Origin of the sequence: Arthrobacter sp. D5-1, assembly GCF_017357425.1 — a bacterium.
Taxonomy (GTDB): domain Bacteria; phylum Actinomycetota; class Actinomycetes; order Actinomycetales; family Micrococcaceae; genus Arthrobacter.
In genome coordinates this window covers 976,264-998,993 of the sequence record NZ_CP014571.1, presented here as the reverse complement: position 1 = coordinate 998,993, position 22,730 = coordinate 976,264, and the positions used below count along the sequence as shown (strand labels likewise).

19 protein-coding genes and 1 tRNA gene are annotated in these 22,730 nt (G+C 63.4%); 16 read left to right on the top strand and 4 right to left on the bottom strand.

What is annotated here, in order from left to right:
• Positions 1–108 precede the first annotated feature (108 nt).
• The 3 genes from AYX22_RS04680 to AYX22_RS04670 are packed head-to-tail and all read left to right on the top strand — an operon-like array spanning position 109 to position 2,502.
• Positions 109–1,527: a phosphomannomutase/phosphoglucomutase gene (locus tag AYX22_RS04680; RefSeq protein WP_207596331.1), complete on the top strand. Its 1,419-nt coding sequence runs from the start codon at positions 109–111 to the stop codon at positions 1,525–1,527.
• 8 nt (positions 1,528–1,535) lie between these two features.
• The gene (locus AYX22_RS04675; protein ID WP_207596330.1) at positions 1,536–1,991 is read left to right on the top strand and encodes a hypothetical protein; all 456 of its coding nucleotides are present in this window, start codon (positions 1,536–1,538) and stop codon (positions 1,989–1,991) included.
• Positions 1,992–2,031: 40 nt separating this feature from the next.
• On the top strand, positions 2,032–2,502 hold the full coding sequence (locus AYX22_RS04670) for an Rrf2 family transcriptional regulator (protein ID WP_207596328.1): 471 nt from the start codon (positions 2,032–2,034) through the stop codon (positions 2,500–2,502).
• 245 nt (positions 2,503–2,747) lie between these two features.
• Here AYX22_RS04670 and AYX22_RS04665 read toward each other — a convergent pair whose 3' ends face one another.
• Entirely contained in the window at positions 2,748–4,574 is a 1,827-nt protein-coding gene (locus AYX22_RS04665) for a phosphoenolpyruvate carboxykinase (GTP) (protein ID WP_207596326.1), read from the bottom strand.
• A gap of 284 nt (positions 4,575–4,858) precedes the next feature.
• Between AYX22_RS04665 and AYX22_RS04660 the strand changes: the two genes are divergently transcribed.
• Positions 4,859–4,932, top strand: a tRNA-Arg gene (locus AYX22_RS04660).
• A 159-nt stretch (positions 4,933–5,091) separates the two neighbouring features.
• Here AYX22_RS04660 and AYX22_RS04655 read toward each other — a convergent pair.
• Positions 5,092–5,820: a FadR/GntR family transcriptional regulator gene (locus AYX22_RS04655; RefSeq protein WP_089593757.1), complete on the bottom strand. Its 729-nt coding sequence runs from the start codon at positions 5,818–5,820 to the stop codon at positions 5,092–5,094.
• A gap of 323 nt (positions 5,821–6,143) precedes the next feature.
• Between AYX22_RS04655 and AYX22_RS04650 the strand changes: the two genes are divergently transcribed.
• The 7 genes from AYX22_RS04650 (at position 6,144) to AYX22_RS04620 (ending at position 14,438) form a co-directional block, all read left to right on the top strand.
• On the top strand, positions 6,144–7,781 hold the full coding sequence (locus AYX22_RS04650) for an ABC transporter substrate-binding protein (RefSeq protein WP_207596324.1): 1,638 nt from the start codon (positions 6,144–6,146) through the stop codon (positions 7,779–7,781).
• 154 nt (positions 7,782–7,935) lie between these two features.
• On the top strand, positions 7,936–8,841 hold the full coding sequence (locus AYX22_RS04645; RefSeq protein ID WP_141285599.1) for an ABC transporter permease: 906 nt from the start codon (positions 7,936–7,938) through the stop codon (positions 8,839–8,841).
• Between the two features lie 3 nt (positions 8,842–8,844).
• Positions 8,845–10,965, top strand: a complete 2,121-nt coding sequence (locus tag AYX22_RS04640) for a dipeptide/oligopeptide/nickel ABC transporter permease/ATP-binding protein (protein ID WP_207596322.1) — start codon at positions 8,845–8,847, stop codon at positions 10,963–10,965.
• A complete protein-coding gene (locus AYX22_RS04635) occupies positions 10,962–11,777 on the top strand; it encodes an ATP-binding cassette domain-containing protein (RefSeq protein WP_207596321.1) in 816 nt (271 codons plus the stop codon). Before AYX22_RS04640 ends, AYX22_RS04635 begins: the two co-directional genes overlap by 4 nt.
• Positions 11,778–11,814: 37 nt before the next feature.
• Entirely contained in the window at positions 11,815–12,732 is a 918-nt protein-coding gene (locus AYX22_RS04630; protein WP_207596319.1) for a dihydrodipicolinate synthase family protein, read from the top strand.
• 18 nt (positions 12,733–12,750) lie between these two features.
• Complete coding sequence (locus AYX22_RS04625) at positions 12,751–13,740, top strand: ROK family protein (protein WP_207597474.1); 990 nt, start codon at positions 12,751–12,753, stop codon at positions 13,738–13,740.
• Positions 13,741–13,751: 11 nt separating this feature from the next.
• Positions 13,752–14,438 (top strand): N-acetylmannosamine-6-phosphate 2-epimerase, encoded by a 687-nt coding sequence (locus tag AYX22_RS04620; protein WP_207596318.1) that lies wholly within the window; start codon positions 13,752–13,754, stop codon positions 14,436–14,438.
• A gap of 62 nt (positions 14,439–14,500) precedes the next feature.
• Here the strand turns inward: AYX22_RS04620 and AYX22_RS04615 are convergent, their stop codons facing one another.
• On the bottom strand, positions 14,501–15,331 hold the full coding sequence (locus AYX22_RS04615) for a sulfurtransferase (protein ID WP_207596317.1): 831 nt from the start codon (positions 15,329–15,331) through the stop codon (positions 14,501–14,503).
• Between the two features lie 156 nt (positions 15,332–15,487).
• Here AYX22_RS04615 and AYX22_RS04610 point away from each other — a divergent pair, with 156 nt between their 5' ends.
• The 5 genes from AYX22_RS04610 (at position 15,488) to AYX22_RS04590 (ending at position 21,200) form a co-directional block, all read left to right on the top strand.
• Entirely contained in the window at positions 15,488–16,945 is a 1,458-nt protein-coding gene (locus AYX22_RS04610; protein WP_207596315.1) for an NAD(P)/FAD-dependent oxidoreductase, read from the top strand.
• 71 nt (positions 16,946–17,016) lie between these two features.
• Positions 17,017–17,823: an ABC transporter ATP-binding protein gene (locus AYX22_RS04605; protein WP_207596313.1), complete on the top strand. Its 807-nt coding sequence runs from the start codon at positions 17,017–17,019 to the stop codon at positions 17,821–17,823.
• Positions 17,820–19,856: a YhgE/Pip domain-containing protein gene (locus AYX22_RS04600; RefSeq protein WP_207596311.1), complete on the top strand. Its 2,037-nt coding sequence runs from the start codon at positions 17,820–17,822 to the stop codon at positions 19,854–19,856. Before AYX22_RS04605 ends, AYX22_RS04600 begins: the two co-directional genes overlap by 4 nt.
• Positions 19,853–20,485: a TetR/AcrR family transcriptional regulator gene (locus tag AYX22_RS04595; protein WP_207596309.1), complete on the top strand. Its 633-nt coding sequence runs from the start codon at positions 19,853–19,855 to the stop codon at positions 20,483–20,485. The genes AYX22_RS04600 and AYX22_RS04595 overlap by 4 nt, the downstream gene beginning before the upstream one ends.
• Positions 20,486–20,579: 94 nt before the next feature.
• On the top strand, positions 20,580–21,200 hold the full coding sequence (locus AYX22_RS04590) for a hypothetical protein (RefSeq protein WP_242703529.1): 621 nt from the start codon (positions 20,580–20,582) through the stop codon (positions 21,198–21,200).
• A gap of 74 nt (positions 21,201–21,274) precedes the next feature.
• On the opposite strand, the gene AYX22_RS04585 is transcribed toward AYX22_RS04590, so the two are convergent.
• A complete protein-coding gene (locus tag AYX22_RS04585) occupies positions 21,275–22,693 on the bottom strand; it encodes an FAD-binding oxidoreductase (RefSeq protein ID WP_207596306.1) in 1,419 nt (472 codons plus the stop codon).
• Positions 22,694–22,730: the final 37 nt, after the last annotated feature.

The window sequence follows — 22,730 nt, the reverse complement described above, 5'->3', positions numbered from 1 at the left end:
CCGACCCTGACAGCCATAACCTGCAGGTCCTGCTATGTGGACAACGATTATCCACAAGCCAGGTTCCGCATTCCAGCCCGTTTGCGTTGCCACAGTAGGATTGAGCGCGTGACTAGCGAGCAGAACAAGACATTCGACCTCTCGGCATCCTTTAAGGCGTATGACGTCCGTGGGATCGTTGGTGAGTCCATCACGGCGGAAATCGTCGAGGCCGTGGGTGCTGCCTTTATCGACGTCCTGGGCCTCGAAGGCGAGACCGTCCTGGTCGGAGGGGACATGCGTCCGTCCTCTCCGGAGTTCAGCCAGGCCTTCGCCAACGGCGCAGCAACGCGCGGAGCGAACGTCCTTCTGTTGGACCTGATCTCCACCGATGAGCTCTACTACGCTTGCGGTGCGTTGAACGCTGCCGGTGCCACGTTCACGGCCAGCCACAACCCGGCAGAATACAACGGCATCAAAATGGCCAAAGCCGGCGCCCAGCCCATCTCCTCGGAGTCCGGCCTGAAGGAAATCCAGGCCTTGGCAGAGCAGTACCTGAACTCCGGGACCATCCCGGCTGCGGGTACCCGCGGCGAGATCGGCGTGCGTGATGTGCTGAAGGACTACTCGGAATACCTGCGCCAGCTCGTGGACCTTTCCGGCTCCCGTCCGCTGAAGATCGTGGTCGACGCCGGTAATGGCATGGCGGGGCTGACCACCCCGGCAGTCCTTGGCGACAAACTGCTCCCGGCACTGCCGTTTGAGATTGTCCCGCTGTACTTTGAACTGGATGGTTCTTTCCCCAACCACCCGGCCAACCCCCTGGAGCCGGAGAACCTGCGCGACCTGCAGGCCGCCGTCGTCAAGCACGGCGCGGACATCGGTCTGGCATTCGACGGCGACGCTGACCGCTGCTTCGTGATCGACGAGAAGGGCGAGTCTGTCTCGCCGTCTGCAATCACCGGCATGGTGGCCCGGCGCGAAATCGCCCGTGCCCAGGCCGCAGGGGAAGAAACCCCTGTGATCATCCACAACCTCCTCACCTCAAAAGCCGTCCCGGAGCTCGTCGCCAAGGATGGCGGCCGTGCGGTACGGACCCGTGTGGGACACTCCTTCATCAAAGCCGTCATGGCCGAAGAAGGTGCCGTGTTCGGCGGGGAGCACTCCGCTCACTTCTACTTCCGGGACTTCTGGAACGCCGATACCGGCATGCTCGCCGCCATGCACGTCCTGGCTGCTTTGGGCGAGCAGGACGGTCCGTTGTCCGAACTCGGCCGCCAGTACGAGCCCTACGTCTCTTCCGGAGAAATCAACTCCGAGATCGAGGACAAAGCAGCCGCCGTTGAACGCGTCCGCGCCGACTTTGAAACAGAAGACATTGACATCGACCACATGGACGGCAGCACCTTTACGGCCAAGGACGGCAGCTGGTGGTTCAACTTGCGCCCCTCCAACACCGAACCCTTCCTCCGCCTGAACGCCGAAGCGAAGGATCAGCCCACCATGGAAAAGATCCGCGACCGCGTCCTCGCACTGGTCCGGGCCTAGGTTCAGGCATGAACGATCAGCACGCTGCCACAGACGTCCCGGAAGAAACCGACCAGGACCGCGAACTCCGTGAAACCTTGGGCACCGCTTTGGGCACTGCCCAGGAACACATCCAGCAGAACGGCGGATTTTTCCCTTTCGGCATCACGCTGTCCAACGACGGCGAACTGCGGATAGTGATGATTGCTCCCGGTGAGCCGGACGAAAACGGTGACGTCGACGCCGGCCAAATGCTGACCGACGTCCATGATCTGCTGCGACAGGGCCGGGACGATTACCGGGCCGTAGCAGTGGTGAGCGACGTCAGCCTGCCGGACCATGGGTCCGACGGTATCCATGGTGCAGCCGAACACCGGAACGGCGAAGTCCTGGCAGCGATCATTCCGTACACTCCCACGGCGGAGGGCTTTGCCTTCAGCGCGATGGAACCCGATACACACGAGCCATCCATCTGGGTGGACTAGACCCTGCCCGTGAGCTGGACCCTACCCGGGAGCTGATGCCATGAAAATCAACGCGTTCGCAGATGTCAGCCTCCGCGCCATCATGGTGTTGGCCGCGGCCCCCGAAGGTTTGCTCCTGACCACCCAGGCAGTGGCGGATGCCGTGGGTACACCGTACAACCATGTCAGCAAGGCCATGGTCCGCCTCCGTGCCCTGGGATATATCGACGTTGAACGAGGACGGCTGGGCGGTTCCCGGCTCAATGAATCAGGGCGGCGAGCCACCGTTGGGGAAGTCCTGAGGCATCTGGACAGCCGACAGGATCCAGCGGAGTGCCAGTCCCCCACCAAGAACTGCCCGCTCATCAATGAATGCGCCCTTCGCCACGCGATGAATCGGGCCAGGGAAGCGTTCTACACCGAACTGGATACCGTGGTTATCGCTTCTCTCCCCCACGCCCGCCAGATGAACCCGGTGTTCCAGTCCATCGGGCTGCGGCCGGAGTTCAGGGTACCGGCCGCCCAGCCATAAGGGGCCACCGTTCCGGCACCTTGGGTGGGCTGGGCACTCAGTGGGCAATGACGGCAGACGCTGCGAACACCGACTTCCACCCGGATCCACAACGAAGTCTTGGGCCCGGACGTGCGGCCCGCCAACCAAGGCAGGAAAACCCGCCGGTGACATCTGCCGCAAGAACGACGGCGGCCCGCCACCTTTCAATCGAAAGGTGACGGGCCGTCGTCGTTCACTTAAGAACGCCGTTGTTCCTAAGAGGTCTAGCCCAGACGGGTCTTCAGACCGTCCAGCTCGGACTGGAGCGCCGCCGGGAGCGAATCGCCGAAGTTCGCGAACCATTCTTCAATGGATGCCAACTCAGTTGCCCATTCCTCAGGATCGACTCGAACAGCCGACTCAACCTCGGCCGGGGTCATGTTCAAGCCCTCCAGGTCGATGGATTCGCCGGTGGGCACGAAGCCGATCGGCGTTTCCACAGCGTCGGCCTTGCCCTCGAGACGCTCGATGGCCCATTTGAGCACACGGGCGTTGTCTCCGAAGCCAGGCCAGGCGAAGCCGCCTTCGGCCGTGCGACGGAACCAGTTGACCAGGAAGATCTTTGGCAGTCGCTCCGGATTGGCCTTGGCGGACAGGTTCACCCAGTGATTCAGGTAGTCCCCCGCGTCGTAGCCGATGAACGGCAGCATGGCCATGGGGTCGCGGCGGACGACGCCGACGGCACCGGCGGCAGCAGCGGTGGTCTCGGAGGACAGCGTGGAACCCATGAAGATGCCGTTGGACCAGTCGCGGGCCTCGGTGACCAGCGGGATGGTGGTCTTGCGTCGGCCGCCGAACAGGATTGCGGAGAGCTCCACGCCTTCCGGGCTGAAGTATTCCTCGGCCAGCATGTCGATCTGGTCGATCGGCGTGCAGAAGCGGGAGTTCGGGTGCGCTGCCGGGGCGTCGGAGTCCGGAGTCCAGGACTCGCCGCGCCAGTCGGTCAGGTGCGCCGGAGTTTCCTCCGTCATACCTTCCCACCAGACGCCACCGTCGTCGGTCAGTGCCACGTTGGTGAAGATGCTGTTGCCCTTGGCGATGGCGCGCATGGCGTTCGGGTTGGTGCCCCAGCCGGTACCCGGTGCAACGCCGAAAAGGCCGGCTTCGGGGTTGACGGCGCGGAGTTCGCCTTCCTTGCCGAAGCGCATCCACGTGATGTCGTCGCCAAGGGTCTCAACCTTCCAGCCCTTGATGGTGGGGTCGAGCAACGCAAGGTTGGTCTTGCCACAAGCGGACGGGAATGCCGCGGAAACGTAGTAGGTCTTCTGCTCCGGCGAGGTCAGCTTAAGGATGAGCATGTGCTCGGCCAGCCAGCCTTCGTCGCGTGCCATCACCGAAGCGATGCGCAGCGCGTAGCACTTCTTGCCCAGGAGGGCGTTTCCGCCGTAGCCGGAGCCGAAGGACCAGATGGAGCGCTCTTCGGGGAAGTGCACAATCCACTTGTCCGTGTTGCACGGCCAGGCAACGTCAGCCTGGCCGGCTTCCAGCGGTGCACCCAGCGAGTGGAGGGCGGGGACGAAGAAGGCGTCGGTCTGTGTGATGCGGTCCAGGACATCCGTGCCGATGCGGGCCATGATGCGCATGGAGGCAACAACGTAGGCGGAGTCGGTGATCTCGACGCCAAACTTGGGGTCCTCGGCATCCAGGTGGCCCATGACGAACGGAATGACGTACATGGTGCGGCCGCGCATGGAGCCGGCGAACAATCCGCGCAGCTTCTGCTTCATTTCGGCCGGGGCCATCCAGTTGTTGGTGAAGCCTGCGTCGCGCTCGTTCTCGGAGCAGATGAAGGTCTGCTCTTCTACACGGGCAACGTCAGCAGGGTCGGAGAATGCTGCGAAAGAGTTCGGGAACGTCTCCGGGTTCAGCCGCTTCAACGTGCCGGCCTCAACGAGTTCGTCGGTGAGCTTCTTGTTTTCTGCTTCGCTGCCATCAACCCAGTGGATGCGGTCCGGCTGAGTCAGCTCGGCAACTTCCTCAACCCAGGCCAGCAGGCGTGCATGCGTAGTAGGTGCCTTCTCAAGCAGCGGCAGTCGCGCCAGATCGCCCATTGCGGTTCCCTTCCTCGGGTTCAGTGGTGTGTCCTAAACGATAGGGGCCGCGGACCAGACCAATCCGTTGTCAGACATCGGACATCCACACAGCCCAAAAGTAAAAACCGCTAGAAATAAGGGGTTGGGTTAGCCAGAACGGAGATTTAAGTGACTAAGGTCACGTAGACCGGTCTAGTTGCGCAGATTACAGCTTTTCGATTTGGAACTTCACATGAACTTCTGTAAAGTTTATTGAGGTTCGAGGGGGTCAGAGAAACAGACCGCCGAGAATCACACGAAATGCGCCCATAGCTCAGCTGGATAGAGCGTCTGTCTACGGAACAGAAGGTCAGGGGTTCGAATCCCTTTGGGCGCACAAATCAAGACCCGCACCGGTTCGCCGGTGCGGGTCTTTTGTTGTGCCCGGGCCAGCCCCACTGACTTGCATGTGCGGTGACTTGCACGCCGAACGCAAAGGGCCGTCGTCGTACTTTTCAAAAGTACGACGACGGCCCTTTCGTTAAGTACGGGGCGTTTACTCCCCGACTGCCTCGCTGATGCGGCGGCGGATGCCATCGAAGTGTCGGTTGAGCAGCTCGGACGCCAGGACCTTGTCCCCTGCCGCCACAGCTCCGTAAATGTCTCGGTGCATCGCAGCAGTCTTCGCCAGGTCCTCGTTCCCTGGACCGATCTCCACGTGGATCTTCCGGTACACCTTCCAGAACACGCCCATGAGGTTGATCAGGAGCTCGTTGTTGAGGGGTTCGAAGAGGCGACGGTGGAATTCGGCGTCCGCGGCCACGAAGTTTTCGCCGGCAGCGGCCAGCTCTTCCATCTGCTTCACGGCTTCTTCGATGGACGCGAGCTGTTCTTTGGTCATGACATCCATGGACGAGCCGATCAGGCCGGACTCCAACGCCTGGCGCACATCCACCAGCTGCAAGGCCTCCAGCCCCTGATGCCGCAGTGAGAGCCGGCCCCTGAACGTCAGGCCGTCAGCCAGTGCGTCAAAGTTGCTCGGCGCCACGAACATGCCGAAGCCGTGACGGATTTCGATGACACCCAAGGCCTGCAGCACCTTGAGTGACTCTCGGAGCGTGTTGCGGCCCACGCCCAGGGCACCGGACAGCTCGCTCTCGGTCGGCAACGGATCGCCCGCCTCGAGCTCGCGCTCAAGAATCAATTCCATAATGTCCGACTGCAACGCACGCAGCCGGGCCTGTGCACTGAACCGCGCCTGCGGAACCACACCGGAAGTTGTCATGGCTTTCTCCTTGCCGATGCACCGGCCCGCAGACCGGCAAAGGCCGGTTCCGAGAGCAGGTGCGGTGTTAATATTGAGGCGAGCTTAGTGCCCACCCCAGAATGAGTGACTCGCAACATACAATATCGGATGTCCCACCTCCGTCATAGCTATGTACTGGGAAATCGTTGAGATTTCCCCTCAGGACCGGCCGCAGCCGGCAGGCCGCCAGGCGCGCGGCAGCAACCCAAGCGCACATTCTCACTTGACGTTCCGTTGTGACCGCCCTTACAGTTTCCATACGAGCATCGGACGTCCTACATCCGATAACCCACGAAACGCGAATGGTGAGGCACCCTATGAGCAAGACGATCCACAGCCTGCCGCTGGTCAACGACGCCAGCCGCCGGAACTTCCTGAAGCTAAGCGGCGCAGTTGGTGCAGCAGCCGCCTTCACGGCAACACTCTCTGCGTGCGGCGGCGCTGCCAGCACCACCACCGGTACCACCACCAACACTGCCGCGGTCAATAAGGACCTCACCATTGAGGCCGGCATCTCCTACGCGCTGTCCACCGGTTTCGATCCCCTCAGCTCCTCCGGAGCCACGCCGATGGCCGCCAACCTGCACATCTTCGAAGGCCTCATCGAACTGCACCCGGCCACCCGCGCGCCTTACAACGCCCTCGCCGCAGCGGACCCCAAAAAGATCAACGACACCACCTACCAGGTGACCATTCGCGAGGGCGCGAAATTCCACGACGGCTCCCCCGTCACCACCGAGGACGTCGCTTTCTCCTTCACCCGTGTGATGGATCCGGCCAACAAGTCCTTGTTCTCCCAGTTCATTCCCTTCATCCAGGACGTCAAGCCGCTGGACGCCAAGACGGTGGAGTTCACCCTTAAGTACGCCTTCCCCGGCTTCGGACCCCGCATCTCAGTGGTCAAGATCGTCCCCAAGGCACTCGCTACCGACCTTAAGGCGTTCGACGCTAAGCCAGTCGGCTCCGGACCGTACAAACTCATCTCCGCAGTCAAGGACGACAAGATCGTCTTCGAGGCGTTCGCCGACTACAACGGCCCCAAGCCTGCGCTGGCCAAGGGCATGACCTGGCTGCTGCTCTCAGATGCCGCAGCCCGTGTCACGGCGGTCCAGTCCGGCCGTGTCCAAGCGATCGAAGACGTTCCTTACCTTGACGTCGACGGACTGAAGTCCAAGGTCAAAGTTGAATCCGTCCAATCCTTCGGCTTGCTGTTCCTCATGTTCAACTGCGCCAAGGCCCCGTTCGACAACAAGCTGGTCCGCCAGGCCCTGCACTACGGCATGGACAAAGAATCCATCATCAAGAAAGCGCTGTTCGGCAACGCCAAAGCCGCCACTTCCTACTTCCAGGAAGGCCACCCGGACTACGTCAAGGCCAAGAACGTCTACAGCTTTGATACTTCCAAAGCTGTAGACCTCCTGAAGCAGGCCGGCGTCACCACCCTCGAATTCGAGCTCCTCACCACGGACACCGCTTGGGTCAAGGACGTTGCACCGCTGATCCTCGAGTCCTGGAACAAGATCCCGGGCGTCAAGGTCACCGTCAAGAGCCTTCAGTCCGGCGCGTTGTACAGCGACCGCGTGGGCAAGGGCGACTTCTCCGTAGTCGCGGCCCCTGGCGATCCCTCGGTCTTCGGCAATGACGCAGACCTTCTCCTGAGCTGGTTCTACTCCGGCGCAACCTGGATGGACAAGCGCGCCTTCTGGACCACCCCGGAACGCGCCAAGCTGCAGGAACTCATGAACAAGGGCTCCCAGGCATCCGGTGACGCGGCCAAGAAGATCGTGGGTGAAATCGTGGACATGGTTTCCGACGAGGTTCCGTTGTACCCGGTCTTCCATCGCCAGCTCCCCAGCGCCTGGGACGAGAAGAAGCTCAACGGCTTCCAGCCTCTGCCCACCACCGGCTTGTCATTTATCGACGTCGGACGAACCGCCTAAGCACCCTCCCTGTTGTGAGGCCCGCCCTGCGGCCTGAATCTCCCTAATAGCCCCGCAGAGTGGGCCCCACAACCAGCACCACCCCAACCAACCGGAGAACACATTGGTCACGATATTGCGTTTGCTTGGCCGCAGACTTGCAGCATTGCCATTAATGATCCTGGGCATTACGTTGCTCGTCTTCCTCGTCCTGCAGGCCGCTCCCGGCGACCAGGCCAGTTCGGCCCTCGGCGACGGCGCCAGCGAAGAAGCCAAGCAGCAGTACCGCCAGGACAATGGCCTGAACGATCCCCTGGTCCTGCAGTACTTCCGATTCCTCGGCAAGCTCCTGCAGTTCGACCTCGGTGTCACCACCCCACCGGCAAAGTCGGTGGCGTCCATGATCGGCTCAGCGTTTCCCCTGACGCTGCAGCTGACCTTCCTGGGTGTCCTTATCGCGATTGTGCTCTCGCTCGCGTTCGGCATCCTCGGCGCCCTGTATCGCGACAAGTGGCAGGACCAGTTGGTCCGCGTCTTCTCCATCGCCGCGATCGCCACGCCGTCCTTCTGGCTGGGCATCCTGCTCATCCAGTGGTTCGCGCTCGGCGCCAACCCCATGTTCCCCTCGGGCGGAATCGCGACGCCGGAATCCGGCTTCGGCGGTTGGCTCAACTCCATGGCCCTCCCGGCCTTGGCGCTCGGCATCCCGGTGTCTGCGTCGCTGATCCGCGTGGTCCGTACCTCAATGGTGGAAGAACTGGACCGCGATTACGTCCGCACCGCCATCGGCAACGGGGTCCCTTACCGCGAGGTCGTCTCCAAGAACGTCCTCCGCAACGCGCTCGTCACCCCGGTGACCGTGCTGGGACTTCGCGTCGGCTACTTGCTGGGCGGCGCCGTCGTGATTGAAATGATTTTCGCCCTGCCCGGCATGGGCCAACTGATCCTCAACGGCATCACCAACCTTGACGTCAACCTGGTCCAGGGCGTGGTGCTCACCATCTCGGTCACCTTTGTCTTGGTGAACATCGTGGTGGACCTTCTCTACCTGCTCATCAACCCCCGAATCAGGACGGTATAGCTCATGCGCAGCAAGCTCGCAGAACGGCTAAGTGCCCCGGGCATTCGTTTCAAGGCCCTGCCCTGGGGCTCGCGTATCGCCCTGCTCTTCCTCATCGTGATTGTCCTCGCCGCCATTTTCGCGCCGGTCATCGCCCCGCACGATCCACTGGAGACCTTCATCCCGGCCACCCCGCCCGGCGCCGAGCACTTCTTCGGCACCGACCGCCTGGGCCGCGACATCTTCTCGCGCCTCCTCTTCGGCGCACAGTCCTCGCTGATGATCGGCCTCGGGGCGGTTGCGTTGGCCATCCTTGCCGGAGCGCTCCTTGGTTCCTTCGCCGCGACCTCCAGCAAATCCGTCAACGAGATCATCATGCGGCTCATGGACATCCTCATGGCGTTCCCGGGTATCGCTCTCGCAGCTGTGTTGCTGGCCGCGTTCGGCAACTCGGTCCCCACCATCATCATTGCCATCGCCATCATCTACACACCGCAGCTTGCCCGCGTAGTCCGCGCCAACGTGCTGGCACAGTACGGCGAAGACTACGTCCGTGCTGAACGCGTGATCGGCGCCGGACGTTTCTACATCCTGGTCAAGCACATCGTCCGCAACACCGCGGCTCCAGTGCTGGTGTTCGCAACGGTCATGGTGGCTGACGCCATCATCCTGGAAGCCTCGCTTTCCTTCCTGGGGGCCGGCGTCCAGGATCCCGCGCCGTCCTGGGGAAATGTGATTTCCTATGGCCGCAACCTGGTCCTCTCCGGCGGTTGGTGGGCTACCACCTTCGCGGGTCTGACCATCCTGCTGACCGTGTTGTCCCTGAACATCCTGGCTGAGGGCCTCACCGACGCCATGGTGAACCCGAAGCTTCGGCGCGCGCCGGTGGTGAAGGACGACGACGGTGCTTCAGCCGCCGTTGCTGTCGACGCTGAGGTAGCAACCTCGGTGGCCCAGCCGTCCGTGGTTGAGCAACACGAGCTCGACGGCGTTCGTGCGGCTTCCAGCGACACCGTCACCTCCGGTGTCGAGACTGCGGCCGTCCTCACCGACGTGAGGCTGGCCGCCGCCAACCCGCACCTCCTCCTGGACCGCGAACTGGAGCTCCTGGCAGCCATCGAGGCGAAGCGCACCGACCGGCTCCCGCAGGTCTCCCCAGGAGCCCGCAATGTCCTCGAAGTGAAGAACCTGTCCATCCGTTTCCCAAACCGCTTCGGCGACATTGCAATCGTGGACAACGTCTCTTTCACGGTCCGCGAAGGTGAGACCATGGGCTTGGTAGGCGAATCCGGTTGTGGCAAGTCCATCACCTCACTTGCTGTGATGGGGCTCCTGCCCAAGACCGCCCAAGTCACCGGGTCCATCACCTTCGATGGCAAGGAACTCCTGGACTCCACCACCGAACACAGCAACCCCAAGGCGTACGAAGGCCTTCGCGGCGAGCAGATCGCCATGGTCTACCAGGACGCGCTGAGCTCGCTGAACCCGTCCATGAAGATCAAGGACCAGCTGGAACAGCTCACCAAGCGCGGCGGCCGCAAGACTCCCACCGAGCTCTTGGAGATGGTGAAACTGGATCCCGTCCGGACCCTCGCCAGCTACCCGCACGAGCTCTCCGGCGGCCAGCGCCAACGCGTGCTGATCGCCATGGCGTTGTCGCGTTCACCGAAGATCGTTGTAGCCGACGAGCCCACCACCGCCCTTGACGTCACTGTCCAGAAACAGGTGGTGGACCTCCTCAACGAGCTCCGCGAACAGCTCGGCTTCGCGATGGTGTTCGTCAGCCATGACCTCGCCTTGGTTGCTTCCCTGGCGCACCGCATCACGGTGATGTACGCGGGCCAGGTGGTGGAGTCCGCACAGGCCTCCGAGCTCCTGCAGAACCCCAAGCATGAGTACACCCGTGGCCTGCTGGGTGCTGTCCTCTCCATTGAGGCCGACGCCGTCCGTCTCCACCAGATTCCGGGCACGGTGCCGTCACCTCGGGACTTTGCCACGGGAGACCGCTTCGCGGCCCGCTCACTGAGGCCCGACGCCGATCCCCACCAGAAGCTGGTCCTCACCACGGTTTCTTCGGTTGACTCCGTCAACGGCGGTGACGCCGACCACTACTGGGCGAGCCATTTGAAGGAGGACGCGAAATGAGCCAATCAATTCACCAAGAATCAAAGCCGGTCATTGAGCTCAGGGACGTCAAGGTCTATCACCACGCACGGACTGGTGGCCTGTTCCGTCCGAACATCGTCAAAGCGGTGGACGGCGTGGACTTCACCATCAGCCGCGGCGAAACCGTGGGCATCGTTGGTGAGTCCGGCTGCGGCAAGTCCACACTCGCGTCAGTGCTTGTGGGACTTCAACCGCCGACGTCGGGCAAGGTCCTTTTCCACGGAAAACCGGCCATCAAACGGAACGCGGCCATGCGCAAGGAATTCGGCCGTTCGGTCTCCGTGGTCTTCCAGGACCCGGCAACGGCACTGAACCCGCGCATGACCATCCTGGACATCCTGACGGATCCCCTGCAGATCCATGGCATCGGCAACGCGTCATCCCGTGCTGCCAAGGTCAAGGAACTGTTGGCGCTGGTGGGCTTGCCGCAATCGGCAGCCGAAGTGACGCCGTCGCAAGTTTCCGGAGGTCAACGCCAGCGCGTGGCGATTGCCCGGGCGCTGGCCTTGGACCCGGACATCATCGTGGCGGACGAGCCGACGTCGGCCCTGGACGTTTCCGTCCGGGCGCAGGTCCTGAACCTGCTGTCCGACCTGAAGAAGCAGCTCAACCTCGGCATGGTGTTCATCTCGCACGACATCCAGACCGTCCGCTACGTCTCGGACCGGATCTGCGTCATGTACTTCGGCAAAATCGTCGAGCAAGGCACAGCCAGCCAGGTCTTCGACAACCCGAGCAACGACTACACCAAGAAGCTGCTGGGTGCCGCGCCGAGCCTGCTCCACATCTAGTTTTTCCTTTCACAAGCTACAAACAACGGAGAATTCTGTGTCCACTCAGTTCCAGGGCGTCATCCCCCCGGTCATCACCCCCCGCCACGCAGACGGCAGCATCGACACCGCGTCGCTGAAGAACGTCACCAAGCACCTGATCGACGGCGGTGTGTCCGGCCTTTTCGTCCTGGGCTCCTCCGGCGAAGTCCCCTATCTGACCAACGACGAGCGTGAACTGGTGGTCTCCACCATCGCCGACGCCAATGCCGGGGCGGTCCCGCTGATCGTGGGTGCCAACGAGCAGACCACCACCCGCGTCATCGAGGAAGCCCGCAAGGTGGTTGACCTCGGCGCTGACGCGATCGTGGTCACCTCCATGTACTACGCAATCGGCAACGCCGCGGAGACCGAAACGCACTTCCGCAGCATCCACGCGGCCATCGAAAAGCCGATCTTCGCCTACGACGTTCCTGTCCGCACGCACTTCAAGCTGCCCACCGACCTGCTGGTCCGGCTCGGCCGCGATGGCGTCATTGCCGGCGTCAAAGACTCTTCCGGTGACGACGTCTCCTTCCGCCAACTCCTCCTCGCGGCCAAGGACATCCCCAACTTCGACATCTTCACGGGTCACGAAGTTGTGGTGGACGGCGCTCTCCTCGGCGGCGCGCAGGGTGTTGTTCCGGGCCTCGGCAACGTTGATCCGGCCGGCTACCGCCGCCTGTTCGACGCCGCCCAGGCCGGTGACTGGGCTCTCGCGGCAAGGGAGCAGGACCGCCTGGCCGACGTCTTCGAGATCGTCTACGCCCCCAACGGCCGCGTTTCCGGTGGTGCTGCGGGCCTGGGCGCCTTCAAGACCGCACTGCAGGTAATGGGCGTCATCGAATCCAACACCATGAGCTCGCCGATGCTTTCCTTGGATGACTCCGAGACTGCTCTCATTCGTTCAATCCTGGAGCGGAACGGGCTGGTCTAAGCTTCGATGACCCCTTCCATGAACCACGTGATCGGCGTTGACCTCGGCGGCACCAAAACCGCCGCCGGAGTTGTCACGCCTTCCGGCGACGTGTTGATGTCGGAGACCATTCCTACGTTGAACCGGGCCGGTGGCGAAGCAATTTTGGACGCCACCGCTGCGCTGATCGCGGGCTTGGTGGAGCGCGCTGCCGACGCCGGCATGTCGGTTTCCGGCGTCGGCATCGGCTCCGCCGGTGTGATAGACGCGTCTTCAGGGGTGGTGGTCTCCGCGACCGATGCGATTCATGGTTGGGCCGGGACTGCGCTTGTTTCGGGGCTTGCCGCGCGTCTTTCGCTTCCTGCCCCGGCCGTCCGCGCCGTCAACGACGTCCACGCACACGCGCTCGGAGAAGCTTGGCTTGGCGCCGCCGCCGGGTCATCGAGTTCACTCATGGTGGCGTTCGGAACAGGAGTTGGCGGGAGTTTTGTCCTGAACGGCGTTCCTGTAGTGGGTCACCGTTTTGTGGGTGGGCATGTGGGGCATTTCGCTTCTCCCTATGCCTACTCCGACGGTGTTCCACTGCCGTGCGTGTGCGGTGGTTCCGGGCACGTTGAGGCTGTGGCTTCCGGGCCCGCTCTTTTTGAGGCGTTTCTTCGCTGTGGCGGTTCTGCACGGGAGGCATTGGACGCGCGGGGCGTGTTTGCGCTGGCCGCTGCTGAAGCCCACGACGGCGGTGCTGCCGCAGGCTCTGCGGACAGCCGCGCCGCGGCTTTGCGTGCTGTCGACATTGGCGCAGCCGCTGCTGGACAGGCAGTGGGCGGCCTTATCAACATCCTTGATCCTGAAACCGTGGTGATCTCCGGCGGCCTTGCCGATGCCGGTGAACTGTGGTGGAAGCCCATGGAAACGGCACTCCGGGAAGAACTCCTGGCTCCCTTGGCTGCCATCCCTGTCCTCCGGGCAACACTTGGCAACACGGCGGCGATTGTTGGCGCCGCGAAACTCGTCCTACCAGGCCCTAAGTAAAGGGAGATCCCATGATTCTCACCACCGAAGGCCTCGAGGCCCTCCGCTCACAACTGATCGTCTCGTGCCAGGCCTACCCCGGCGAGCCCATGCGCGATCCCCGGACCACCGCCCAGGTGGCGGCCTCGGCTGTCAGCGGAGGCGCTGCGGCGATCCGCGTCCAAGGGTTGGCGGACGTGCAGTTCACGCGCGCCGCCGTCGAGGTTCCTGTCATTGGCCTGTGGAAAGACGGCCACGATGGCGTCTTCATCACACCCACGCTGCGCCACGCCTTGGCGGTAGCGAATGCCGGTGCGCACGTTGTGGCGATTGACGGAACGCGGAGGGCCCGCCCGGATGGGCTTTCCCTGGGCGAAACGGTGGCTGGTCTCCACGCGGAATCACACGCACTGGTCATGGCTGATTGCGGTTCCTTCGACGACGCTGTTGCCGCCGTCGAGGCGGGTGCTGACCTGATCGGCACTACATTGTCCGGCTACACCGGCGAGCGCCCCAAGACTGACGGCCCGGACCTGGAGCTCCTGGAGCAGATCGCGTCCGCCCAACTGGGCAAGCCACTCATCGCAGAGGGCCGCATCCATACCCCTGCGCACGCACGGCAAGCCCTTGACGCCGGGGCGTTCGCCGCGGTGGTGGGCACCGCCATCACGCACCCGGCCACCATCACGGGCTGGTTCAAAGGCGCAATGCACGCGTGATTCGCAGCGTTGCGAGGCCCGCTCCGCACCTCAAAATCCGCGCCGGGCCCGCAAAGCAGGCCTCACAACCCCGGTGACAGCGTCGCCTCTGGCATCTCCTGCGCACGGGAGTACTGGGACCACCCGCCGACGAACAGCCTCCCATGGCCCATACCCACATGCTCCATGGCCAGCAGGTTATGGCAGGCCGTTACTCCAGAGCCGCAGTAGGAGACGACGCCCTCTGCGGACAGAACGCCGGCAAGCTCGAAGTTCGCGCGAACCTGCAGTTCCGGGATCAAGTGTCCCGTGGAGTCGAGGTTCCCGCGGCACGGAACATTCACGGCACCGGGGATGTGTCCGGGACGGGGATCCACGGGATCCCGGAGTCCATCGAAGCGGTCACGGTTCCTCGCATCCACTCTCAGGTACGTGGCAGACGAGGCCTCGGAGATATCCGCCAGTAGATGCGCTGGCCAGGCCTGGGCCGAAAAGTCCCCCATCCGTGGTGAAGGTGCCTGCGTGGTGAGTTCGCCTTGGTAAGCGGCCATGCCGCCGTTCAGTATCGCTGCGTTGTGTCCTGTCGACCGGAGCATCCACACGAGTCTGGCCGCGATGACTCCGCCGGCGTCGTCGTAGGCGATCACCGTGTCCGAGTCGTTGATCCCTGCACGCCGCATGCCTTCGGCAAACACGTTGGGGTCGGGCAACGGGTTCCTCCCGGCTTCAGGAGACGCCGGCCCGGACAACCATTGGTCAAGGTCCATGAAAACAGCACCAGGAAGATGGCCGCGGTCATAGGCGTCCTTCCCGGAGGATCCGTCCAGATACCAGCGGGAATCGGCAAGAACGACTTTTCCAGCGTTCTCCTTGCACCAGTCCCAATCGACGAAAGGCCTCAAATCTTCTCCCATGCGAAGCAGCCTAGCCACCAATCCCACAATATGAGATGTGCATCTCGAAATATGGACAGTGTGGCCGCCTGGCTGGGCCCTTTTGCGCCCCAAAATCCGGCGCTGGCGCGCAGAGCGGGCCCCACAACGTACAGGTGCCGGTTGTAGGCTTCTCCCATGACTGCCGAGACCTCCCGGGAATTCGATGTAATCGTGATCGGCGCGGGCGCCGTAGGGGAAAACGTGGCGGACCGGGTGGTCCGCGGCGGCCTTACGGCGGTGATTATCGAGAGCGAGTTGGTGGGCGGCGAGTGCTCCTATTGGGCCTGCATCCCTTCCAAGGCACTTCTTCGTCCCGGGAACGTGCTCCACGCTGCCCAGGTGGTGCCCGGCGCGAGCGAGGCTGTTACTGGAGTGGTTGACGCCCAAGCTGCGCTGAAGAACAGGGATTGGTTCACCAACAACTGGCAGGACGGCAGCCAGGTGGAGTGGCTGGACAGCGCGGGCATCGAGCTCATCCGTGGCCGCGGCCGCATCACGGGCCCGCGCGAGGTCCAGGTGGATGGCCTCGACGGTAACAGTTACGCGCTCAAGGCACACCATGCCGTGGTGGTCGCGACCGGCTCCACCCCCACCATCCCGGACATTGACGGCTTGAAAGATGTCCCGTTCTGGACCACCCGCGGAGCCACGGCAGCGAAGGAAATTCCCAGGCGCTTTACCGTGCTCGGCGGCGGCGTAGCGGGCGTGGAGATGGCGCAGGCATTCGCCCGGCTCGGCTCGGACGTGACCCTGATTGCCCGGGGTCGTTTGTTGAGCAGCTATCCGGAAGAGGCGGCCACCCTGGTGATGGCCGGACTCCGCGCCGACGGCGTCACCGTTCACGTCCACACCGATGTGGAGAGAACACAGAAGAACGACGACGGCACAGTGACAGTCGCGTTCGACGGCAAAACTGTCACCGCTGACAAACTGTTGGTGGCCTCAGGCAGGCACCCCGCACTGGCCAATCTGGGCTTGGAGAATGTTGGCGTCGAGCCCCGGAACGGCAAGCCGCTCCGCGTCACGACCGATGCCAGCGGCCTGGTTGAGGGCCCGGCCAGCGATGGCACCAGCGGACTCTGGCTGTATGCCGCGGGGGATGCCGCCGGCAAGGTCCTTTTGACCCACCAGGGCAAGTACGAGGCCCGCGCTACCGGTGACGCGATCGTGGCAAGGGCCAACGGCAAGCTCCAGGGCACACCGAAACCGTGGAGCCCGTGGGCCCATACTGCCAACGATCATGCCGTGCCGAGCGTGGTGTTCACCGACCCCGAGGTTGCCTCCGTGGGGCCCAGCCTGGAGCAGGCCCTCTTGCAGGGAAGGAACGTCACTGGCGTGGAACTCCCCATCAACGTGTCCGGTTCCCAACTGCACTCCCCCGACTACAAGGGCTGGGCCCAGATCGTGGTGGATGAGGATCGGCAGGTGATCATCGGCGCCACCTTCGTGGGCCCCGGCGTTGCAGAACTCCTGCACTCAGCCACCATCGCGATCGTGGGCGAGGTGAAGTTGGACCGCCTCTGGCACGCCGTTCCTTCATATCCGACCATCAGCGAAGTATGGCTGCGGCTACTGGAAAAGTACGGACTCTAAATCTCTATTTGAACTGACCAGTCAGTTTAGTTAGACTTTCAGCAGACACCATTTCTGCGAAAGGCTTCATTGTGCTGTCCGTACAGCAACTCCAGATCAACGGCCGCCGGGACGATCTCCTGCCGGCAACGTCACTTCAGGTCCGCCGCGGCGAACTTCTGCTCGTTGCCGGAGAGGGCCAGGACCAGCGGACCGCTTTGGCGTTGGCCCTGAGCGGCCGCATGAAGCCCAGCAACGGCGTCCTCAGCTGGGACACCACCACTAAAACCAAGAAGATCCGGCTCGCCAGCGCCCTGGTGGATTCCCCCGGCGTCAACGAACCCGAGCAGCACCTCAGCGTCCGTGACCTCGTCACCGAAGACCTCTCCCTCATCCCCCGCCGCTACCGCGGCGCGTTGCTGAGCAAACCGTGGCTGAAGGTCAACAGCTTCGAGGACATCGCGGGACTCTGGATCGAACAAATTCCCGCCACCCGCCGGCTCGAACTCCTGACCGCACTCGCCCTCGCGGATCCGGCCACGGACCTCCTCGTGGTGGACTCCCCCGACCGCCACAGCGCAGATCCCGCAGCGTGGTTGCCCAGGCTTCAGGCTTTGGCGTCCGACGCCGGGCGGCCGCTTGCCGTGGTCGCCGTCGTCGGTGCCCTCCCGGAGAACTGGACCGGAGCCGCCGCGGTGATCGGCAACTCCGTGATGCATCCACCCGAACCGGAGGCGGAGGGCCCGCACTCCGAAACCAAGCCAGCGGCCGCCGTCGAGCCTAAAGCCAAACATGCTGCCGAGCCGGTGACTGAAGAGCCGGAAACACTCGAAACTCCAGCGGCGCCCCAGGCGGCCGTCGACCCCGAATCCGAAAACCTCCAAAGGACTGCAAAGTGACTGTTCTGCGGCTCGCCCGCTCCGAACTCAAGCGCATGACCGGCGGGCTCCTGCCCAAGCTGACCATCCTCGCCCTGACGATGGTCCCGTTGCTGTACGGCGCCGTGTACCTCTATGCGAACTGGGATCCGTACGGCAACCTGAACCAGATCGACGCCGCGCTGGTAGTGGAGGACACGGGAGCAACGTCGTCGGACGGCACCGAACTGCAGGCCGGCCGGAAAGTGGCCGACAGCTTGGTGGAGGGACACGTCTTTAACTGGAAGCCGGTCTCCAGCGCCGAGGATGCAGACGCCGGTGTCCGTACGGGTGAGTACGCCTTCGCGCTGCGCATCCCCAAGGACTTCTCCGCCAACCTGGTCTCGCCCGGCAGCTTCGACGCCGCCAACCAGGCCATGCTGCACGTCACCACCAACGACGCCAACAACTACCTTTTGAGCACCATCGTGGACAAGCTCACCACGGCGGTTCACTCCACAGTGGCCAAGGAGGTGGGTGAGGAAACGGCAAACCAGCTCCTCACAGGCTTCGGAACCATCCATGCCTCCATCGTCAAAGCCGCGGACGGAGCCTCGGAACTGGCCACGGGCGTGACGAAGCTGAGCGACGGCGCCACAACCCTCCATGGCGGCACCACCGAACTGGTGGCCGGCGCCGACCAACTCGTGGCCGGTCAAACCAAACTGCGGGACGGTGCTGTCCAGCTCAACACCGGGGCCAGCCAGCTGAGCTCAGGCCTCACGGAGCTGAAGAACAAGACGGCGACGCTGCCTGCGGACTCCAGGAAACTCGCCGACGGCGCCGCCCAAGTAGCCGCCGGAAACGCCGAGCTGAACGCCAAAGTCCAGGACGTCGTCGGGCAGCTCGAAGCGGCAGACAAAGGCCTCCGTAACCGGGTGGTCGAGTCCAACGCGCGGCTGGTCGCGGCCGGTGTGCTGACGCAGGAGCAGGCCGCCAAGGTCCTGGCGGACTTCGACGCCGCCGCGGCATCGAGCCCCGTGACGGACGCGAAGGCCAAGATTTCCGGCGACGCCGCCAAGATCCAGCAACTCTCGGACGGCTCTGCTGCCGTGAGCGCCGGAGCTGCCAAACTCGCCGGCGCCACGCCAACACTCACCGACGCGATTTCGAAAGCCGCCGCAGGTGCCGGACAGCTGAACACCGGCGCAGCCACACTGGCCGCCGGACAGCAGACCGCTTTGGACGGCGCGGCCAAGCTCGACGACGGTGCCCGCCAACTGGACGACGGTGCAAGCCAGCTAGCCAGCGGCGCAGTGACCGCAGCCGATGGTTCACACACCCTTGCCACCGAGCTCGCCAAGGGGGCGGGAGACATCCCCAACCCGAACGATGAACAGAAGAGCAGCGTGTCCAAGGTGATTGCTGATCCCGTGGCGGTGGACAACGTCTCGCAGGCGAAGGCAGGCTCTTACGGCGCCGGACTGGCACCCTTCTTCCTGACCCTGGCACTGTGGATCGGCGTGTTTATGTTGGTCCAGGCCATGCGGCCCATCACCCAGCGGGCCCTGGCGTCGAACGCCCCTGCCTGGAAAATCGCCGTCGGAGGCTGGCTGCCGTTCTTCGTGGTCTCGGTGCTGCAGGCCACCATCCTCACTCTCGTGGTGAACCTTGGCCTGGGCTTGAACCCCGCACACCCCATCGGCATGTGGCTGTTCATGCTGGCCGCAGTGATGGCCTTCAGCGCGATCATCCAGGGCATCGTGGCGCTGATGGGGACACCCGGCAAGTTCGTGGTGCTGATCCTGTTGGTCCTGCAGCTGGTGTCCTCGGGAGGAACGTTCCCGTGGCAAACCACCCCCATGCCGCTGCACGTGGTGCACGAGGTCCTGCCCATGGGCTACGTGGTGACCGGCATGCGGCACTTGATCTACGGAGGTGAGCTCAGCATGATCTGGCCCACTGTCCTGGGCCTGCTTGGATACACTTTGCTGGGAATGGCGTTGTCCACGCTCGCCGTCCGCAAGCACAAGGTGTGGACCCTCAAGACGCTGAAGCCGGAGATCGCAGTATGAGCACCACCGAGCCCGTCCCCACCGGTCCTGCAGAGAAGAAACTCCGCCCCGGCCGCACCAACGCCACCAAGCAGCGCCTGTTCGAGGCCTCCATGGAATTGATCGGCGAGCGCGGCGCCGCGGGGGTCACAGTGGACGAGATCGCGGCGGCGGCTGGTGTCTCCAAGGGGACCGTCTATTACAACTTCGGCAGTAAGTCGGACCTGATTGCCCAGCTGCTTCGGCACGGTGTGGACATCATGCTGGTCCGGCTCCAGGACGTTCGCGGACAGGCCAGCGACCCCTTGGAATCCATGAACAACATGGTGGGCCAAGCCATGGAATTCATGGACGACTACCCCTCCTTCGCCCGCCTGTGGGTCAGTGAAAACTGGCGCACGCCCGGCGAGTGGAGCGCCGTATTCGCCGAACTCCGGGCTGAGCTCCTGGCCGTGATTGGTTCGGCCGTGGAAAGCGTTGCGTCCGGGTACAAGGTCAACGAGTCCATTGCCCGGGGTTCACTGGAGGCAGCGATCTTCGGAGCGATCTTCGTGGTGGGACTGGACCGTCAGACGTACAACCCGGAACGGACCCGCGAGCAGAGCGTCGACGCCGTGATGACCATCATGCACGGATACGTCATCAAGTAGCGCAGTCCGAGCGGGCCTCGGAACGGTATTCAACTGCAATGTACGACGGCGTGGCGTGGCCACTTGGTCGGCGATGATTAACCTCATGCGTCACATGGGGAACAGTGGAAAGCTTGCGGTAGTGGCAGCCTTTGTGTCGCTCGGGCTCTTGGTACTGGCGGCCGTGGTCTTGGAAGAGCTGGTGCTGTACCTGTTCCTGGGCGCCGTGCTGGTCTGCTATTTGGCGTCCCTCGTCCAGGTTTTCAACCGCCGCCGCTACTTCGTGGTCCTCCTTGGCGCGGCGGGCACCAGCCTGTTCATTGGTTGCGGCATCGCGTTCCTGAGGATGTGGGGTATCGCCTTCAACCAGGATGCCAACGCCTTGGGCAGTGCCGGGAGCACCCAGGACTCCGACATCTACTTCTACCTGGCTGCCGCGGCCGGGGTCGGGACACTGGCTGTGCTGTTCCTCGGCGCGGTGGTGCCGTCGTTTGGTTCGCGTGCCGCTGCCTCTGCCGAAAGGCCTTCGACGGCGGCAAAGCGCACCCCCGCGCCGCGCAAACCTGCGACGCGCGCAGGGACACCGGCCAAGCGACCGGTTCAATCAGCACCGCGTACTTCCGGCGCCACGAAAACCCCGGCCGTGAAGCGTCCCGCACCCCGGACGCCAACGACGCCTGCCAAGCGACCGGCGTCGAGCGCGTCCGCCCAGCGCAAGCCGGCCCCCAAGCGCTAACGTCCCCAAGTAGGTAACAGCACATGTCGCAATGGGCACTCATTACGACATGTGCTGTTACTTAGTTGGGAGGGTCAGGAGTCGAAACCCAGCCCGACGGCGTCGAGCGCTTTGAGGATGAGGTTCCGTTTTCCTTGATTGTGGTCGGCCCTGTCCATGGACCAGCGGGTCAGGTTGATGCCCAGGGAGGCCAGCGGCTCGGGAGGGAAGGGAAGCGGCCGTTTCCTAACCATCTCCACCCGGGTGCGCTCGGTGTCGAGGCCGGCCAGCAGGTCCAGGAGGACGTCCGCCGCGAAGGCTGTGGCCCCCACTCCCAGCCCCGTGAAACCAGCCGCGTACGCAACGCGCCCTTTCCGCGCTGTACCGAAGAACGCGCAGAACTGCGTGCTCGAGTCGATGGGACCGGCCCACTTGTGCGTGAACTTCAGTCCCTCCAACTGCGGGAACGTCGTGAAGAAGTGGGAGGCGATCCTCTCCCAGGTCTCCGGCTGGTATTCGTGCCGCTGGTCCACGCGACGGCCCCAGAAGTAGAGAGCATCGTACCCGCCAAAAAGAATCCTGTGGTCCTTGGTGATGCGGTAGTAGTGGAACTGGTTGGCAACATCGCCAATTCCCTGGCGTTTGCTCCACCCGATGGACTCCAGCTGTTCTGCCGTCAGGGGTTCGGTCATGAGCGCATAGTCGTACACCGGAACAGTCATGAGCTGGTTCCGCTTGAGCAGGGACGGAAACACGTTGGTGCCAAGGACCACGTACCCGGCCTCTACGTTGCCTCTTTCCGTGACCACGGTGACGCCGGAATCATGGTCCTTGAGTTCACGCACACGCGTTCCTTCGTGGATCACCACGCCCAACTCCGCTGCCACCCTCGCCAGTTCAAGGCCGAGTTTGTACGGGTGGACCATCGCCACGGAGTCCTTGTGCCAACGTCCCGCCAAGTACGTAGGGGAATTGACCTCTGCCCGGATGGCCTCCTGGTCCAGGAAGACGCTGCCGGGGCTGTCGTCCCCCTGGAGCCACGCCACCTGATGGGGTTCGACGGCAACGTTGAGCTCACCGGTCCGCTCCCAGTCGCAGTCCATGCCGTATTTCTCCACGGCTTCCTGCATGCGGTCCAGGTTCTCCATGCCCAGACGGTCCAGGATCTCCAACTCGCCGGGCCAACGGTTCTTGCCGTTCTCGTGGCCGTGGGTCAGGCTCGCCTCGCAGAAGCCGCCATTACGGCCGGACGCCGCCCAGGCAACTTGTTCTGCTTCCAGCAGGATCACCGTCCGGCCAGGGTCACGTTCCTTGGCGCGAAGTGCTGTCCACAGGCCGGTGTATCCGCCGCCGATGATCACGAGGTCGGCGGCAGCATCGCCGTCGAGCTGTGGGTAATGAGTAGCTGAGTCCTTCAGGTCGTCGATCCAGAAGGGCCGATGGGCGGCACCTTCCAGCGCGTGGGATACGACGGCGGTCTGCGGGACATTCCGTTCGAAAACGGTGGTCTTCACGGGAGGTTCTCCTGTTTCAATGGTGATGTTCTTATCC

Excerpts from the sequence above, each read along its gene's own strand:
- AYX22_RS04675 (WP_207596330.1), top strand. The coding sequence starts at position 1,536 with ATGAACGATCAGCACGCTGCCACAGACGTCCCGGAAGAAACCGACCAG.
- AYX22_RS04670 (WP_207596328.1), top strand. The coding sequence starts at position 2,032 with ATGAAAATCAACGCGTTCGCAGATGTCAGCCTCCGCGCCATCATGGTG.
- AYX22_RS04665 (WP_207596326.1), bottom strand. The coding sequence starts at position 4,574 with ATGGGCGATCTGGCGCGACTGCCGCTGCTTGAGAAGGCACCTACTACG.
- AYX22_RS04655 (WP_089593757.1), bottom strand. The coding sequence starts at position 5,820 with ATGACAACTTCCGGTGTGGTTCCGCAGGCGCGGTTCAGTGCACAGGCC.
- AYX22_RS04650 (WP_207596324.1), top strand. The coding sequence starts at position 6,144 with ATGGTGAGGCACCCTATGAGCAAGACGATCCACAGCCTGCCGCTGGTC.
- AYX22_RS04645 (WP_141285599.1), top strand. The coding sequence starts at position 7,936 with ATGATCCTGGGCATTACGTTGCTCGTCTTCCTCGTCCTGCAGGCCGCT.
- AYX22_RS04640 (WP_207596322.1), top strand. The coding sequence starts at position 8,845 with ATGCGCAGCAAGCTCGCAGAACGGCTAAGTGCCCCGGGCATTCGTTTC.
- AYX22_RS04635 (WP_207596321.1), top strand. The coding sequence starts at position 10,962 with ATGAGCCAATCAATTCACCAAGAATCAAAGCCGGTCATTGAGCTCAGG.
- AYX22_RS04625 (WP_207597474.1), top strand. The coding sequence starts at position 12,751 with ATGAACCACGTGATCGGCGTTGACCTCGGCGGCACCAAAACCGCCGCC.
- AYX22_RS04620 (WP_207596318.1), top strand. The coding sequence starts at position 13,752 with ATGATTCTCACCACCGAAGGCCTCGAGGCCCTCCGCTCACAACTGATC.
- AYX22_RS04615 (WP_207596317.1), bottom strand. The coding sequence starts at position 15,331 with ATGGGAGAAGATTTGAGGCCTTTCGTCGATTGGGACTGGTGCAAGGAG.
- AYX22_RS04610 (WP_207596315.1), top strand. The coding sequence starts at position 15,488 with ATGACTGCCGAGACCTCCCGGGAATTCGATGTAATCGTGATCGGCGCG.
- AYX22_RS04595 (WP_207596309.1), top strand. The coding sequence starts at position 19,853 with ATGAGCACCACCGAGCCCGTCCCCACCGGTCCTGCAGAGAAGAAACTC.
- AYX22_RS04590 (WP_242703529.1), top strand. The coding sequence starts at position 20,580 with ATGGGGAACAGTGGAAAGCTTGCGGTAGTGGCAGCCTTTGTGTCGCTC.